Origin of the sequence: Actinoplanes sp. NPDC049598 (assembly GCF_040675435.1) — a bacterium.
Classification (GTDB): Bacteria; Actinomycetota; Actinomycetes; order Mycobacteriales; family Micromonosporaceae; genus Actinoplanes.
Window position 1 is genome coordinate 179,227 of record NZ_JBFAOX010000019.1, and the last position, 14,844, is coordinate 194,070.

General features: G+C 72.0%; 17 protein-coding genes. 8 read left to right on the top strand and 9 right to left on the bottom strand.

Translation table 11 applies throughout. The features are described 5' to 3' along the window. The first annotated feature begins 126 nt into the window (after window positions 1-126). Genes AB0J66_RS35165 through AB0J66_RS35180 form a run of 4 tightly spaced genes read left to right on the top strand, consistent with a single transcriptional unit; the run spans window position 127 to window position 4,161 of the window. A complete protein-coding gene (locus tag AB0J66_RS35165) occupies window positions 127-1,827 on the top strand; it encodes a phosphatidylglycerol lysyltransferase domain-containing protein (RefSeq protein ID WP_364670185.1) in 1,701 nt (566 codons plus the stop codon). After that, on the top strand, window positions 1,824-2,498 hold the full coding sequence (locus AB0J66_RS35170) for a hypothetical protein (protein WP_364670188.1): 675 nt from the start codon (window positions 1,824-1,826) through the stop codon (window positions 2,496-2,498). The genes AB0J66_RS35165 and AB0J66_RS35170 overlap by 4 nt, the downstream gene beginning before the upstream one ends. Then, on the top strand, window positions 2,495-3,451 hold the full coding sequence (locus AB0J66_RS35175; RefSeq protein ID WP_364670191.1) for an alpha/beta hydrolase-fold protein: 957 nt from the start codon (window positions 2,495-2,497) through the stop codon (window positions 3,449-3,451). The genes AB0J66_RS35170 and AB0J66_RS35175 overlap by 4 nt, the downstream gene beginning before the upstream one ends. After that, window positions 3,448-4,161: an SGNH/GDSL hydrolase family protein gene (locus AB0J66_RS35180; protein WP_364670193.1), complete on the top strand. Its 714-nt coding sequence runs from the start codon at window positions 3,448-3,450 to the stop codon at window positions 4,159-4,161. Before AB0J66_RS35175 ends, AB0J66_RS35180 begins: the two co-directional genes overlap by 4 nt. A 22-nt stretch (window positions 4,162-4,183) precedes the next feature. Here AB0J66_RS35180 and AB0J66_RS35185 read toward each other — a convergent pair whose 3' ends face one another. The 3 genes from AB0J66_RS35185 to AB0J66_RS35195 form a co-directional block, all read right to left on the bottom strand. Next, window positions 4,184-4,480, bottom strand: a complete 297-nt coding sequence (locus AB0J66_RS35185) for a GNAT family N-acetyltransferase (protein WP_364670196.1) — start codon at window positions 4,478-4,480, stop codon at window positions 4,184-4,186. 463 nt (window positions 4,481-4,943) lie between these two features. After that, the gene (locus AB0J66_RS35190) at window positions 4,944-5,726 is read right to left on the bottom strand and encodes an SDR family oxidoreductase (RefSeq protein ID WP_364670199.1); all 783 of its coding nucleotides are present in this window, start codon (window positions 5,724-5,726) and stop codon (window positions 4,944-4,946) included. Between the two features lie 81 nt (window positions 5,727-5,807). Then, complete coding sequence (locus AB0J66_RS35195; RefSeq protein WP_364670201.1) at window positions 5,808-6,815, bottom strand: M14 family zinc carboxypeptidase; 1,008 nt, start codon at window positions 6,813-6,815, stop codon at window positions 5,808-5,810. Between the two features lie 62 nt (window positions 6,816-6,877). Between AB0J66_RS35195 and AB0J66_RS35200 the strand changes: the two genes are divergently transcribed. Next, entirely contained in the window at window positions 6,878-7,453 is a 576-nt protein-coding gene (locus AB0J66_RS35200; protein ID WP_364670204.1) for an AAA family ATPase, read from the top strand. On the opposite strand, the gene AB0J66_RS35205 is transcribed toward AB0J66_RS35200, so the two are convergent. Genes AB0J66_RS35205 through AB0J66_RS35220 form a run of 4 tightly spaced genes read right to left on the bottom strand, consistent with a single transcriptional unit; the run spans window position 7,428 to window position 10,351 of the window. Next, a complete protein-coding gene (locus AB0J66_RS35205) occupies window positions 7,428-8,093 on the bottom strand; it encodes a serine hydrolase domain-containing protein (RefSeq protein WP_364670207.1) in 666 nt (221 codons plus the stop codon). The genes AB0J66_RS35200 and AB0J66_RS35205 overlap by 26 nt on opposite strands. 3 nt (window positions 8,094-8,096) lie before the next feature. Next, window positions 8,097-8,507: a VOC family protein gene (locus AB0J66_RS35210; RefSeq protein WP_364670210.1), complete on the bottom strand. Its 411-nt coding sequence runs from the start codon at window positions 8,505-8,507 to the stop codon at window positions 8,097-8,099. A 12-nt stretch (window positions 8,508-8,519) separates the two neighbouring features. After that, a complete protein-coding gene (locus AB0J66_RS35215) occupies window positions 8,520-9,260 on the bottom strand; it encodes an SDR family NAD(P)-dependent oxidoreductase (protein WP_364670213.1) in 741 nt (246 codons plus the stop codon). Continuing rightward, window positions 9,257-10,351 (bottom strand): acyltransferase, encoded by a 1,095-nt coding sequence (locus AB0J66_RS35220; RefSeq protein WP_364670216.1) that lies wholly within the window; start codon window positions 10,349-10,351, stop codon window positions 9,257-9,259. The genes AB0J66_RS35215 and AB0J66_RS35220 overlap by 4 nt, the downstream gene beginning before the upstream one ends. Before the next feature lie 59 nt (window positions 10,352-10,410). Here AB0J66_RS35220 and AB0J66_RS35225 point away from each other — a divergent pair, with 59 nt between their 5' ends. The 3 genes from AB0J66_RS35225 to AB0J66_RS35235 are packed head-to-tail and all read left to right on the top strand — an operon-like array spanning window position 10,411 to window position 13,401. Further along, the gene (locus AB0J66_RS35225) at window positions 10,411-10,836 is read left to right on the top strand and encodes a hypothetical protein (RefSeq protein WP_364670218.1); all 426 of its coding nucleotides are present in this window, start codon (window positions 10,411-10,413) and stop codon (window positions 10,834-10,836) included. Between the two features lie 16 nt (window positions 10,837-10,852). Continuing rightward, entirely contained in the window at window positions 10,853-12,259 is a 1,407-nt protein-coding gene (locus tag AB0J66_RS35230) for an Nramp family divalent metal transporter (protein ID WP_364670220.1), read from the top strand. After that, the gene (locus AB0J66_RS35235; RefSeq protein ID WP_364670223.1) at window positions 12,256-13,401 is read left to right on the top strand and encodes an oxygenase MpaB family protein; all 1,146 of its coding nucleotides are present in this window, start codon (window positions 12,256-12,258) and stop codon (window positions 13,399-13,401) included. Before AB0J66_RS35230 ends, AB0J66_RS35235 begins: the two co-directional genes overlap by 4 nt. On the opposite strand, the gene AB0J66_RS35240 is transcribed toward AB0J66_RS35235, so the two are convergent. Continuing rightward, window positions 13,388-14,122: a VOC family protein gene (locus tag AB0J66_RS35240; protein WP_364670226.1), complete on the bottom strand. Its 735-nt coding sequence runs from the start codon at window positions 14,120-14,122 to the stop codon at window positions 13,388-13,390. The genes AB0J66_RS35235 and AB0J66_RS35240 overlap by 14 nt on opposite strands. Before the next feature lie 18 nt (window positions 14,123-14,140). Then, a partial coding sequence (locus AB0J66_RS35245) for a hypothetical protein (RefSeq protein ID WP_364670229.1) occupies window positions 14,141-14,844 on the bottom strand: 704 nt, incomplete at its 5' end.

Genomic DNA, 14,844 nt, shown 5'->3' on the forward strand with positions numbered 1-14,844 from the left:
CGGGCCGTTCGGGCTGCCCTTTCGGCCTGCAAGGTCAAGAAACGAGTTTGTGCTGGTCGCCACCCTTGAGCAAGCACACAGCAAACTTCACACCCACTACACAGTTGGCGCACAGAAGATAGCCCCATGATGCAGAACCGGTTGGCGGGTCCACCGCTCTCCAGGCGGACGATCGCCCGGCTGGTCCAAGTGGCCGGCCTCCTCGACGTCGTCTCCGCGCTCGCGCCGCCGCGGCGCGGTCACATGTCCGCGCTGATGGAGTTCGTCCCCGCCTTCGGGGTGCTCTCGGCCCGGGCCGCCACCGTCGTCGCCGGTCTGCTCCTGATCTATCTCGGCGCCGGTCTGCGCCGGGGCAAGCGCCGCGCCTGGCAGGTCGCGCTGGGCCTGTCCGCGCTGGCCGTGGCGCTGCATCTGGTCAAGGGCCTGGACTACTACGCGGCCGGCGTGAGCGGCGTCCTGTTCGTCATGCTGCTCGCCACGCAGGACAGGTTCACCGCCCTGGCCGACCGGGCCAACCGCTGGCGCGCCCTGCAGGCTCTGGTGGGATTCGCCGCGGCCGGCTTCGTGCTCGGCTTCCTCGAGATCTGGATCCGGGTCAACCATCTCGTCGGCACCCCCGGGGTCAGCCAGTGGGCCGAGCAGTCGGCGCTCGGCCTGATCGGCGTCCACGGCCCGCTCGAGTTCCGGCGGCACTTCGGCGCCGACGTGGTCGCCTACACCACGGGGGCGTGCGGGCTGCTCGCGGTCGGCGTCGCGCTGGTGTTGCTGCTCCGGCCCGGCTCGCGCCGGCCCGAGCGCAGTGAGGAGGGCGAGGTGCGCCTGCGCGGGCTACTTCAGCGGTACGGGGGCGCCGACTCGCTCAGCTATTTCGCCACCCGCGCCGACAAATCGCTGATGTGGTCCGAGAACGAGGCCGCCGTCGTGGCGTACCGGGTCGTCAACGGCGTGAGCCTGGCCGCCGGCGACCCGATCGGCCCCGAGTCGGCCTGGCCCGAGGCGATCGGCGCCTGGCTGGCCGACGCGCAGCAGCACGGCTGGACTCCGGCCGTCCTCGGTTGCGGCAACGCGGCCGGAAAGGCGTACCGCAAGGCCGGTCTGGACGTGGTCGAGCTCGGTGACGAGGCCATTGTGGACACCGGGGCGTTCTCGCTCGACGGCCGCCCGATGCGCGGGGTGCGCCAGGCGGTCAACCGGATCCGCCGGGCCGGGTACACCTGCCGGGTCGTCCGGCAGCGCGACCTCACCGGGGCCGAGCTGGCCGAGGCGATCCGCGCCGCCGACGCCTTCCGGGACGGCCCGGTCGAACGGGGCTTCTCGATGGCCCTGTCCCGCCTCGGCGACCCGCGGGACGCCGACTGCGTGCTGGTGCTCTGCCACGACGAGCAGGGCGCGCTGCGCGGCCTGCTGCAGTTCGTCCCGTGGGGCGCCGACGGCCTGTCGCTCGACCTGATGCGCGGCGACCGCACCGCCGACAACGGCCTGACCGAGCTCATGGTCGTCGCCGTTCTCGAGGAGGCGGGCGTACGCCGCGTGTCGCTCAACTTCGCCGTCCTGCGCTCGGTTTTCGCCCGGGCGGAGGAGCTCGGCGCGGGCCCGGTGCTGCGGCTGTGGTCGCGGGTCCTGCGGGCCGCCTCGAAGCTGTGGCAGATCGAGTCGCTCTACCGCTCGAACGCCAAATATCTGCCGACGTGGTCGCCGCGCTACCTCTGTTTCCCGACCGCGCGGGACCTGCCGCGCATCGCGGTCGCGGCGATGCGGGCCGAGGCCTTCCTGCCCGAGCCGCGGCTGCCGCGCCTCTCCGCGCCGCGGGTCGGGGTGGCGGCGTGAGCCTCACCGGCCGGCCCCTGCTCTTGTTGACGGCCACGCTCGCGCTCGCGGTCGGGGCGGCCACGGTGTTTCTCTGGTCGCGCGGCGGCCGGGTGCGCTTCGTGACGCGTACGGCCGGGGTCCTTCTCTTGGAAGTGCTTGTCGTGCTCACCGCGGGCCTCGAGTACAACCGGCGCGAGCGCTTCTATCCGTCGTGGCAGGCGCTGCGGGGCGACACCGGCACGGTCGTGGTCACCGGTGCGGTCCAAGCCGGGCTGCTCGACGGCCGCGCCCCGGCCGGGACCTTCGAGTGGCGACCGCCGGGCTGGCAGCAGTGGCACCTCGCCCGGGCGCCCCGGATCACCGTTCCGGCCGACTACGCGGCCCGGCCTCAGGTGGCCTTCCCGGTCGCGCTTGCGCTTGGGGGCGCTGCCCCGCGTACGCCCGAGGCCGTGACCGTGACCGTCGCACCCACCTCGGCCACCACCGCCACCGCGCTGCTGAGCCTGCCCGCCGAGCTCGGGCGCGATCTGCGCGTGAGCATGGTCGGCTGGGACGTGTCAGGTTCGCTCGGCGCGGCCTTCGTCAAGGCGGCCCCGGCCGGGCTCGCGGTCCTCGACCAGCCGGCCGACGAGTTGCCGCCCGCCCTGAAAGCGCCGAAAACCTTGCCCTCGTCGGGAGTTCCGGCGTGATCACCCTGTGGCTGGCGCTCGCCGCCGTGCTCCTGACCGCGGTCGCACTGGCTGCTTTCTGGAACAGACTGCGCTGGATCGGGCGCAGCCTGCTGGCCCTGCTGTCCGTGGTGAGCGTCGTCGCCGCCGTCGGCATCCAGCTCAACGCGCTCACCGAGACGTTCCCGACCGCCACCGCGGCCGGGCCGGTCTCGCACGACACCGGCGCGAGCCAGCTCTTCGCCGTGACCGTGCCGGGCCATCTGACGGTGCCGATGTACGTCTACCTGCCGGCCGGCTACCACAACAGCACCATCCGGTATCCCGTCATCGAAGCCTTCCACGGCGTCCCCGGCACACCGCAGTACTGGGTGCACAAGCTCAACGTCAAGTCCACTCTGGACACCGAGATCGCGGCCGGCCGGATGGCGCCCACGGTGGTGCTCTTCCCGCAGCAGAGCCCCAGCCCGACCCTCGACACCGAATGCACCGACCTGCGCGGCGGACCGCAGGCCGAGACGTTCCTGACCGTCGACGTGCCCGCCTACGCCAGGGCCCACTACCGGATCCGCACCGACCGCGCCGGCTGGGGCCTCGCCGGCTACTCGGCCGGGGCGTTCTGCGCCATCAACCTGACCCTGCGCCACCCCGGCCAGTTCGCCGCCGGAGCCAGCCTGTCCGGCTACGCGTCGGCCGGCATCACCATCGGCGACGGCTCCGAACACAACACCAACAACCCGTTCTGGCGCCTCAAACACCTGCCGCAGCCCGCCGCCGCCCTCTGGCTCGGCTGGGCCGCCGACGACAAGCAGTGCTCCCGCGACTCGCGCTTGCTGGCCGCAGCCGCCCACAAGCCACTCGCGGTGACCACCGCCGTGCTGGCACGGGGCGGCCACAGCACCGCGGTCTGGCGGCAGATGGAGGCTCCTGCCTTTGATTGGCTCTCCGCCCATCTGGCCGGGCCGCAGCCGTGAGACCCCTCGCCGCCTTGCTCCTGCGCGGGCCCGCCGCCTTGCTTCGGCTCCGCCCGGCGGCTGCCTTGCTCCTGCTCGGCCTGGCCGCCTGCGGCCCGGCGGGTACCCCGTCGGTGGTCACCCTGGGCGACTCGGTCGCGGCCGGCGCCGCCTGCGGCTGCCAACCTTTCCCCGCCCTGTACGCCTCCGCGCAGCACGCGACCAACGTCGACCTGGCCCAGTCGGGGGCCGATTCCGCCGACGTACGAGCCCTGGTACCCCTCTCGAAACCAGCCCTCGCGGCCGCCGCCGAAGTCGTCATCATGGTCGGCGCCAACGACATGGCCGCCGACTTCGAAAAACCTGCTTCGTACCCATCCGTGGCCGCCGCCGTCCGCACGAACGTGACCGCCACCATCACCGCGATAGAGCAGATCCACCACGTCCGCGTCATCGTGCTCGGCTACTGGAACGTCGTCCTGGACGGCCGGGTGGCCGCCACCAAGTACGGCCCCACCGGCGTCCGCGCGTCACTGACAGCCACCGACACCGTCAACGAGGCCCTGCGGACCGCCGCCCAGCAGACCGGCGCCCGCTACGTGCCCACCGCCCCCGCCTTCCACGGCCCCGACGGCACCCAGGACCCCACGGGATCACTCGCCCCCGACGGCGACCACCCCAACGCCAACGGCCAGGCCGCGATCGCCGCCCTGATCCCGCCACTGCCTTGACACCCTCGCCTCCGGTCACCATCTAGTTCCTGTCGCTGGGCGTGGTCTCGGTGGCCGTCTCGTCCTCGTGGGCGGCTGAGACCCCGATGACCATCTCGTCCTCATCGCCGGCCGCAATCCCGGTGGCCTCGAATCCGGGGCGCCGGTAGAACCCTGCGGCGCGCCGGTTGCCGCGCCGGACGAAGAGCCGCACGCGGCCCGCCCGGGCTTCCTCCCGCGCCCAGCGGATCACCACGGCCAGCAGGTCGTCGGCCGTGCCGCTGCCACGGTATGGCGGAGAGACGTAGACGCCGACGAGCCCTTCTCCTCCGTGAAGCACGTGGCCTTACCGACGAACCTGCCGTCCCGCACGGCCACGAACATGCGCTCTTCAGGCCCCGAGGACCCGTCCTCGACGCGCCGCCGCCAAGAGTCGTCCGCCCAGGTCAGCAGCTCGGCATACCGCTCGTCGAAGGCTTCCGGCGCTTCCTGAAGCGCGGCCGGCCGCAGCTCGCGGTATCGCCGCCACTCACCGCCCCCGACCCGGCGCACTTCCCACGTCATGACCGACATGCTGCCCAGGGCGTCCTGCCGCCAGCACGAATTTTGCCCGGCCGCGACCTGCGCACGGTGGCCGGCGTCGTGCTGGGCCGAGAACCGCGACCGGCGAAGAGCCACCTCCTCTTCCGGACCCGGGGCCAGGCTGACGGTAGGGGGTACCCGGGCCGGGACCAGGCTGACGGTAGGAGACGACCCGGGCCGGGACCAGGCTGACGGCGGGACGCGGCCGGCGGCGGCCTCTCTCAGGGCAGGATGGCGTCGACGTAGCCGCCGTCGACGCGCAGCGCGCCGCCGGTGGTGGCCGAGGCGAAGGGGGAGGAGAGGTAGACGACCATGTTGGCGATCTCCTCCGGCTCGATCAGGCGCTGGAGCAGGGACTGGGGGCGGTGCTTGAGCATGAACTCGTGCTGGGCCTCGTCCCAGGGCAGGTCGTCGCCGACCAGCTGCCGTACGAAGCCCTCGACCCCGCCGGTGTGGGTCGGGCCGGCCATGACGCTGTTGACCGTGACGCCGGAGCCGGCCGCCTCCTTGGCGAAGCCCCGCGACACCGCCAGCAGGGCCGTCTTCGACATGCCGTAGTGGATCATCTCGGCCGGCGTCACCACCGCCGAGTCGCTGGCGATGTACTGGATCCGCCCGAAGCCGCGGTCGCGCATCCCCGGCAGGTAGGCCCGAGTCAGCCGTACGGCGGCCAGGACGTTGACCTCGAAGTAGCGCCGCCACTCGTCATCGGTGATCTCCAGCGCCGGCTTGGCGCCGAAGATGCCCAGGTTGTTGATCAGGATGTCGACCTCGGGCAGCGCCTCGAGCACGGCCGCCGTGCCCTCGTCGGTGGCGACGTCGGCCGGCGCGGCCACGTACTCCCCGTCGCCGAGCTCGCCGATCGCCCGCTCGACCGATTCGGCCGAGCGCCCGTTCACTCCGACCCGGGCCCCCGCCGCGGCCAGCCCGGCCGCGATGGCCCGCCCGATGCCCTGCGTCGACCCGGTGACCAGCGCCGTCTTCCCCGAAAGATCAATTCGCATGCCCCCGATTGTGCGCTTCGCGCGATCATCGCGCAGCGCCGGTGGCACACCGGCCGGCGCCGGTTCCGTGGGGTGAGCCGATCAGGCCGCAGCGTCCATGGCCCGGGCGGTGACGCTCGGGAGGGACGGGCCGCGGGCGGGGATGCTGTCGGCCCGGGACGGGTCGGTGCGCCACAGCGAGCCGTCGGCGGCGCGCTGGATCGTGGAGAGCATGGAGACGTACGCCGTGCGGATCTGGGATTCGACCTGGGCCTCGGGCAGATCGGAGAGCTCCACCAGCAGGGAGGCGCTGCCCAGGATGCCGTAGGCGTTACGGGCGATGCCCTCGTAGTCGCCGCCGGGATAGCGGGTGACGTTGGCCCCGGCCAGCTTGGTCATCGCGTCGAAATTGGCCACCGCGAGCCGGCGCGACCGGGTCACGTCGCCGGCCCGGGGACTGGTCGGCCACAGGATCGAGGCCGTGGTCTCGCGGCCGTCGGGCTGCCGGTAGCGGCCCTGCATGTGGTAGTCGACGACCACGCGGGGATGGGTGGCGTGCCATAGGCGCAGGATAGCCCGGGACTCCGGCACCGGGTTGTCCTCGATCGGCGTCAGCGGGTTGTGGAAGCGGTTGATGTCGTAGCCGACACCCGGCTCCGAGTAGTCCCCGTCGGCGCCGGGGTCGTGGTTGTAGCGCTGATTGCGGACCGCGCCGTCCGGGTTGGCCTGCACCACGACGTCGAGGGTGACCCGCTTGAGCAGCGCCCGCTGCCACGGGGTGTCTGGTACGCCCAGCGTCCACAAAGCCCGGATGGCCGCCGGGGTGCCGAGCGGCTCGTCGCCGTGCTGCTGGGTGACGAAGAGCAGCCGTACCGGACCGTGCCCGACGCTGGCCAGCCGCAGTGGCCGGCCCTCGTTGCTCCGCCCGATCGTCCCGAGCCGCACCCGCCCGTCGCTGGCCCGCGCGATCCTCGTGAGGGCCCGCTGGACCTCGGCCGGACCGGGCCGCGCCGCGACCGCACTTCCGGCGGCCCGCGCTGGTTCCGACGTGACCCCGAGCGTTCCGGCGATCAACGCGGCACTGAGAATGGCGGCCAACTTCGTCCTCATCGCGCAGCCCTTCGCTCGACATCGACGTCTGTCGATCAGGATAGAGCAGTTAAGTTGTTCGCGTGCCGATACTGTCCGTTTCCGACGTCCTGCCGTGCCGACCCTCGCGCATCCTGGTCGCCGGAACGTCCGGATCGGGCAAGAGCACGATGGCGCGCCGGATCGGGGAGCGCCTCGACGTGCCGTACGTCGAGATCGACTCGCTCTTCCACGGGCCCGGATGGGTGCCCCGGCCGTCGTTCGTGGCGGACGTGCAGCGCTTCATCGCGGGCCCGGCGTGGGTCATCGAGTGGCAGTACAAGCAGGTCCGCGAGCAGCTCGCCGAGCGGGCGGACCTGCTGGTCTGGCTCGACCTGCCCCGCTGGCGGGTCATGCGGCAGGTCACCGCCCGCACGGTGCGCCGCCGGCTGGCCCGGCAGGTGCTGTGGAACGGCAACCTCGAGCCGCCCCTGCGGACCTTGCTCACCGACCCGGATCACATCATCCGCTGGGCCTGGAGAACCCACGGCGCGTCCAGCGACGCGGTCACGACCTTGGCCGTACGGCTTCCCGAGCTCCCGATCGTCCGAATCCGCAGCCGCCGCGAAGCCCACCGCTTCCTGACCACCCGCCTTACCGGGAAGCCGCCGGCAGCTTGAGGAACTCCTCCGTCGAGGGCACGGAGGCGCCGGTCGCCGAGATCGTCAGCTGCCACTCGCAGTCGGAGCGGTGCAGCGTCCACGTCCGGAAGCCGTGGAAGCCGCCCTCCTTGCCCCATAGTTCGCCCAGGCCGGGCACGTCGTAGCGGGTGATGCCGAACCCGCCGTCGAGCATGGTCCGGCGTTGCTCCGGGGCCAGCAAAGGACCGGTCAACAGCCCACGGAAGTACGCGTTCACGTCGCCGGCCGTAGAGATCATGCCGCCCGAGGCCCCGGCCGTGGAGGGGTTGTAGTCGGTGATGTCGACCAGTTCGCCGTTCACCTCCAGGTAGGCGTGGGCGTGCGGTTCGGGGATCAGCTCGCTGTCGTCGCGCACCAGGGTTCGGCGCAGCCCCAGCGGCCGGAGGATCCGCTGGGTGATCTCCTCGCCGTACGGATGACCGGTGACCCGCTCGATCTCCAGGCCGAGCAGCAGGTAGCCGGTGTTGTTGTAGGCGCGGGACGTGCCGGGCGCGAATTCCGGTTCCCGCCGGCACGCGGCCCGCGCGCCGCCCGACTCGGTAGTGCCGCCGTTGCGGAGCTCGCCCAGAGCACCCACCGCACCGTTCGCGACCAGGCCGTCGAGCAACCGCTGCAGCATCAGCTACGGCGTTCCCACGAGGAGGCAGAACGGGTGGCCGGCCGGATCGGCCAGGACGTAGAGAGGTTCCTCCTTGTCGCCGGTGCGGTCCAGGAGGAGGGTGGCGCCCAGCTCCTCGGCCCGCCGGCGATGGCGCTCGAGCTCGTCGGCGTCGGTGACGTTGAAGTCGAGGTGTATCTGTTTCGGCACGTCGTGGGCGGGCCAGTCGGGGCGGGCCAGTTCCGGCACGCGCTGGAAGGCCAGCACCCGCCGTCCGTTGCCGTCGACCAGGACCAGCCAGTCCTCGCCCTCCTCGGGGGTCTCGTCGCCGGGGCGGTAGGTCACGCCCAGCAGCTCGCGGTAGAACTCGGCCAGTCCGCGGACGTCGGTGGCGTCCAGCGCGGTGTGCATCAGCACGGGATGAGTCTCAGACACCCCGGCATCTCATCACAGGCGGAGGGAGAAGCCGAGCGCCCGCCCGGTCGTCTCGATCAGCCGGGCCTGGGCGTCGTGGTCGAGGGCCTCCGGGTTGGGCGCGGCGGGCCGCCGTTCGTCGTAGTAGGTGCCGTTGTCGCGCCGGCGGGAGGCCACGTAGCGGACGTTCTCCGCCGCATGGGACGGCTCGTCCCCGGCGATGGCGAACATGGCGTGCAGCAGCGGCGTGGCGATGATCCCGGGGTGCATGCTGACCACCTCGGAGCGGCTGCCGGACAGCCAGCAGCTGTAGGTCACCAGGGCCAGCTTGCTGTACGCGTACGCACCCGTCCCAGCGTCGGACCGGTGGTCGCCCTCGAAGGTGGCCGACAGGTGGGTGGCCGAGGCGATGTTGACCACCCGGCGCGTCAGGTCGAGCAGCCGCGTCGTCAGCAGCACCGGCGCCAGATAGTTGGCCTGGTAGGTGACCTCCTGCCCGGCCTCGTTGACCGTCCGGGCCGGCGGGCCGGGCCGGGCCGCGTTGTTGATCAGGACGTCGATGTGGTCGGTGGTGGCCCGGATCCGGGCCGCGAGCCGTTCCACCTCGTCGAGGTCGCCGTAGTCGGCCGGGAAGTAGGTCATCCGTACGCCCGGGGTGAAGCCGCCGATCGTCGGCTCGAGCCCGTGCAGGATGAGGTGATCGGTCGACCCGGCCAGCAGCTGGGCGGTGGCTCGGCCGATCCCTGTGGTGGCCCCGGTCAGGACGATGCTCACGGCCGCATCCCGAACAGGAACCGGGTCACGCGCGTACGCCGCACGAGCACATCGTAGACGGCGAACATGACCGCGAACGTGATCACTACGATGGCCAGGTACTTGACGATCATCGGCAGGTCCCGGCGGACCACGAAGTACGCGACGACGACCAGGATCGGCTGGTGCAGGATGTAGAGCGGCAGCGCGGCCAGGCCCAGGTAGCCGAGCGCGCGGCTGCCCGGCGGCGGCCGGCCCCGGTCGAGCAGGCCGAGGATGGCGACCAGCCAGAACCATCCGGCCAGCCCGAAGAACACCCGGGCGATGATCGCGTGCGCGGTCATGTCCGTGAACGGCTCGCCCTGGTCCGTGCCCAGGAACGCCCCGGCCGCGCCGAACAGCAGGAAGCCGATGGCGGCGGCCCACTTGGCGTCGCGGCGCATGGCGGCCCGGAACCGATCGTCGGCCGCGAGCAGAAATCCGTACAGGAAGAAGAGCAGGTAGGCCCACCGGCTCCACCCGGCGAAGGACTCCTCCATGCCGAGCAGCGCGCCGATCAGCGCGACCGGCACCGCCGGCAGGAAGACCACCCCGCGATGCCGCATCGGCCCCCCGACCAGCGGGAGCCGCCCCGCCACCAGGGCCAGCATCAGGGAGAACGCGAGCAGCAGGACCACGAACCACAGATGGCCGGTCTCGAAGAGGTCACCCCGGACGAGAAACGGGAACTCCGACAGTCCGAGATGGACGTCGAAGTAACGCCGGAGGAATTCGGGGTACGGCTCCGAGGCGCCGTACCGGATCCATTGGGGGATCGGCACGATGGTCAGCGCCGCGAACACCAGCGGCACCCCGAGCCGCAGCAGCCGCTCGACCACGAAACCGCGCGTCCCCCGGCGCCCGATCGAGTGCCACGACCCGAGCCCGGCGATCAGGAACAGCGCCGGCATGGCCCACACGACGCCCAGCCCGGCGATCCAGGTGACCGCCTCGGTCGTCTGCGGGTTCTTGACGTAGAAGTCGTCGCGCGTGTCGAAGACCAGCGCGGCATGGAAGAACACCAGCCCGAGGACCACCACGAGGCGGATGAGGTCGAGCTCGGGCCGGCGCACCCGATGAGCATCGCAGCGCGGCCGGGGAACCCACATCGGCCGAGCGGTGTCATCCGCACATGAAGGCGCTCGTTCTGCTTCTTCTCCTGGCCGGCTGCACGGCGCCGGCGCCCCCGCGGGCCTGTGGCTCACCCGTGCGGACCGATGCCCTTCCGGAATGGGCCCGCGCCGGCTTCAGCGGGGACGGCAGTGGCACCCCGCACGTGTTCGGCGAGCGCGGTGAGATCCTGGCCGTGCTGTTCGGCGCGCCGCTGCGCAGCCCGCCCGCCGAGGACCGCAGCAACAAGATCCTCTGGGTTCCCCGCGCCCCGATCGAGCCGGGTTCCGATCTGACGATCGTCGCGACCCTGGCCGGCGCCGATGTCCGGGCCGAGGAGAAGGTCGCCCCCGGTCCGTCGCTGGTCGACCTGCCCCGGGCCGGCTGCTGGCATCTCACGCTGGCCTGGTCGGGCCGCACCGACACCATGGACCTGATCTACGAGTAGGCATAGATTGACCTCCATGGTCGTGGATCTGTTCCCCACGAAGCATCTGCCCGCTCCGGAGCTGCGCGATCTGCCCGAGCCGCCGGCCAGTTTCCGGCGGGTGATCGGGCCGGGCATCATCGCGGCCGGGGTCGGCCTGGCCAGCGGCGAGTTCATCCTGTTCCCGTACATCGCCTCGCAGGTCGGCCTGGTCTTCGTCTGGGCCGCGTTCGTCGGCCTGGCCACCCAGTACTTCCTCAACATGGAGATCGAGCGCTACACCCTCGCGACCGGGGAGACCGCGCTGACCGGCTTCAGCCGGTACTGGCGGCACTGGGGCCTGGTCTTCGCGATCCTGGCCTACTTCGCCAACATCTGGCCGGGCTGGGCCACCAGCTCGGCCACCCTCACCACCTATCTGGTCGGTGGCCGCGTGACGCCGGTCGCCATCGGGTTCCTGCTGCTGATCGGCGTCATCCTGACCCTGGCCCCGGTCGTCTACCAGGCGCTCGAGAAGATCGAGATGGTCAAGGTGGCGGCCGTCCTGCTGCTGCTGATCGTCGGGTCGGTGGCGGCCATCGGCGCCACCGCCTGGCGCGACGCCGGCCAGATCATCACCCGGGCCGGCCTGCCGTACGAGGAGCTCGGGTTCGCCCTGCTGATGGGCGCGCTCGCCTTCGCGGGCGCGGGTGGCGGCCAGAACCTGTGCCAGAGCAACTGGATCCGCGACAAGGGGTTCGGCATGGGCGCGTACGTGCCCCGGATCGTCAGCCCGGTCACCGGTCAGCTCGAGGCCGCCCCGTCGACCGGTTTCGTCTTCGAGCCGAACGCCGAGAACCTGACCCGCTGGCGCCGCTGGTGGCGCTTCGCGAACGTCGAGCAGCTCAGCACGTTCGTGCTCATCACGTTCCTGACCATCTTCTTCACCTCGATGCTGGCCTACGCCACGGTCTTCGGCGACGAGGGCCTGACCAACAACATCTCGTTCCTCAAGGCCGAGGGCGAGGCGCTCAACACCGCGGTCGGCGGCTGGTTCGGCACCTTCTTCTGGATCGTCGGCGCGTTCTCGCTCTTCGCGGCCGCGCTCGGCATCGTCGACTACACCAGCCGGCTGGCCGCCGACGTGCTCAAGACCTCGTACCTGACGGCCCTGAACGAAAGCAAGATCTACTTCGCGCTGGTCTGGGGCCTGGTCGCGATCGGCGTCGTGGTGCTGCTCTCCGGCGTCACCCAGCCGCTCGTGCTGCTGGTCATCTCGGCCGTCACCGGTGGCCTGATGATGTTCATCTACTCCGCGCTGCTGATCCTCGTCAACAAGCGGATGCTGCCCCGCGAGATCCGCCCCGGCGCGGGCCGGGTGGCCGCCCTCGTCTGGTCGTTCCTGCTGTTCGGCTTCCTGTCCGTGCTCACCTTCAACGAGCAGATCCGCAAGCTGTTCGAATGACCGCCCCGACCCGCTTCGGCCTGGACCGCGAGTGGGGCGAGCGCGCCGCGGCCTCCCTCCGGCGTCTCTGCGGCCGTGGGGCTCGCCCTTCTGAGGGCGAGCTCGCGGCTCTCCGCGACGCTTTGTCGCGGTCGGACGAGCTTGCGGCGGCGCTGGTACGGGCCGTGCCCGCGCGCTCGCTTCATCGCGCCTTGAGCGACCCCGCCTCGTACCCGCCGGCCCAGGCCTTTCTCGACGCCGTCCGGGCGCGGCCGTCCTGGGTCGACGACCGGTTGCTCGCCCGCGGCGCGGAGGCCTGCCGGTCGTACGGCCTGGATGCCGGTCTGGTCCTGGCCTACGGCTCCCTGCTCGGCGGTTACCGCACCGCCGCCGCCCTCGAGCCGCTGGTCCGCACCGGGCGGCTGGCCGGCGGCGAAACCCTGCGCCGCATCAAGGAGACGACCCTCTGGTGGCGCGCCGTCACCGCGCCCGGCGGCCTCGCCCCGGAAGCCGAGGGCTTCCGGCTGACCCTGCACGTCCGGGTCATGCACGCCCTGGTCAACAAGCGCCTCGCGGCCGACCCGACCTGGGACCACGCGCTGCGCGGCGTGCCCATCAACCAGTACGACCAGGCGAGCACCCTCGGCGTCTTCAGCACCAGCTTCCTGCTCCACCTGCGCCTGCTGGGCGTACGGGTCACTCGCGCCGACGCCCGCGCGGTCATGCACCTCTGGTCGTACATCGGCTGGCTGATGGGCGTCGACGAGCGCTGGCTCCCGTTCACCGAGCAGCGCGGCCGCCGCCTCCTCTATCACTTCCTGTCGTACGACCCGCCGCCCGACCACAACAGCCGCGCGCTGGCCCAGGCCCTGATCGCCATGACCGACCATGAGGTCGACGGCCGCTCGCGCCGCGTCTTCGAACGCGAGCGCGCGCTGTCGGTCAGCTCCTGGCTCCTGGGCCGCCGCGCCCTGCACGACCTCGGCCTGCCCTACCGCCCGCCCTGGTACGGCCTGACCCGCGTAGCCGCCAACCTGTTCCTCACTCACGGGGTGGGCCGGCTCCCCGGCGGCCGCCGCCTGCTGCTGGCCCGCGGTGAGCGCCAGGCCCGAGCCCGCTTCGCCCGCTGGGGGATGACCTTGGACGGAGTCAGCTCGGGCTGAGCAGGCAGAACTCGTTGCCCTCGGGGTCGGCCAGGACGCGCCACGCGACGCCGGGACCCAGGTCGATCGGAGTGGCGCCCAGGGCCCGCAGCCGCGCCGCCTCGGCTTCGGGGTCGTCGCCGGGGTAGGGGCGGACATCGAGGTGGACGCGGTTCCAGCCGGTCTTGGCGTCGGGGGTGCGCAGGAACTGCAGGTACGGCCCGACGCCCTGGGCCGAGCGCAGGACCGCGCTGTCGTCGGTCACCTTCTGCACGGTCCAGTCCATGGCCTCGCCCCAGAAGCGGGCCATGGCCCGCGGGTCGGCGCAGTCGACCACGACCGAGGCGATCGGGCCGGTGTCGCGGTCCGGGTCGTGCCAGTCGAGGACGCAGAACTCGTTGCCCTCCGGGTCGGCCAGGACCACCCAGTCGACGTCACCCTGGCCGATGTCGGCCGGGGTCGCGCCGAGCGCGGTCAGGCGGGCGACCAGCTCGGCCTGGTGAGCGGACGAGGTGGTGGCCAGGTCGAGGTGGACCCGGTTCTTGCCGGTCTTCGGTTCGGTGGAGGCGACCAGGTCGACGACGACCGCGACCGGGTCGGGGTAGACGAAGCCCTCCGGTTCGAGGTTGGTCACGCCGGGACCCTCGCTCGAAGTGGCCCAGCCGAGCGCCGCCGCCCAGAAACCGCCGAGCGCGACGTCGTCGTGCGCCTTCATGGTGACCTGAACCAGCCGCGTCGTCATGGCGACGATCGTAGAAGCTCAGTAGCCCCGGACGGACGGGCGGTAGAGGCCGACCGAGGTCTGGCCGTAGGAATCGGTGACGGTGTAGCGGACCGGCGGGATCGGGCCGGCAATGCCCCGGGTGGGCGAGAAGATCAGCGTGCCCGCGGCGCCGATGAGGGTGTCGTCCGAGGGCTGGCCGGCGGTGGCGGCGATCGACGAGATCATGGCCAGGCCGAGCCTGCCTTCGGGAAACTCCATGGGCTGCCCCGGGGCCAGGCCGATCGAGCCGCCGGCCGGGATGGCGAAGGTGACCGACTGGAAGGTCCGGCTGGAGCCCGTGGTCGTGTGGGTCGGGGCCGACGGGGGTGCCGGGCAGGTGACGGTGGCTGAGTAACGAAGGGTGCGGGTCCGGCCGCCGGGGCCGGTCAGCCGGATCGTCACCGGGGTGGCGGTGCCGATGAAGCGGAGCTTCGGCGTGTAGGTGACCGTGCTCGGGGAGTCCTGGGTGTAGAAGCCCTCCGGGACGATCACCGTTTCGACGTACTCGGGGTCGCGGCCGTCGAGCGTCATCCGCCAGCCGGCCGGCACCGGCACGGTGGTGGTCTGCTTGAAGAGCCCGGCGCCGGTCGAGGTGAGACGGCTCGGCGTGGCGGCCGGGGCGGTCACGGTCGCGGGGCACACCGGGGGCGGGGTGGGCGCCGGCCGCGCGGCCGGCGCCGGCGCGGCCCCGGCCCGGCGCG

Bases quoted from the DNA above. Each gene is read 5' to 3' on its own strand.
- AB0J66_RS35205 (WP_364670207.1), bottom strand. From the start codon at position 8,093: ATGCTGCAGCGGTTGCTCGACGGCCTGGTCGCGAACGGTGCGGTGGGT.
- AB0J66_RS35165 (WP_364670185.1), top strand. From the start codon at position 127: ATGATGCAGAACCGGTTGGCGGGTCCACCGCTCTCCAGGCGGACGATC.
- AB0J66_RS35195 (WP_364670201.1), bottom strand. From the start codon at position 6,815: ATGAGGACGAAGTTGGCCGCCATTCTCAGTGCCGCGTTGATCGCCGGA.
- AB0J66_RS35240 (WP_364670226.1), bottom strand. From the start codon at position 14,122: ATGACGACGCGGCTGGTTCAGGTCACCATGAAGGCGCACGACGACGTC.
- AB0J66_RS35235 (WP_364670223.1), top strand. From the start codon at position 12,256: ATGACCGCCCCGACCCGCTTCGGCCTGGACCGCGAGTGGGGCGAGCGC.
- AB0J66_RS35230 (WP_364670220.1), top strand. From the start codon at position 10,853: ATGGTCGTGGATCTGTTCCCCACGAAGCATCTGCCCGCTCCGGAGCTG.
- AB0J66_RS35190 (WP_364670199.1), bottom strand. From the start codon at position 5,726: ATGCGAATTGATCTTTCGGGGAAGACGGCGCTGGTCACCGGGTCGACG.
- AB0J66_RS35225 (WP_364670218.1), top strand. From the start codon at position 10,411: ATGAAGGCGCTCGTTCTGCTTCTTCTCCTGGCCGGCTGCACGGCGCCG.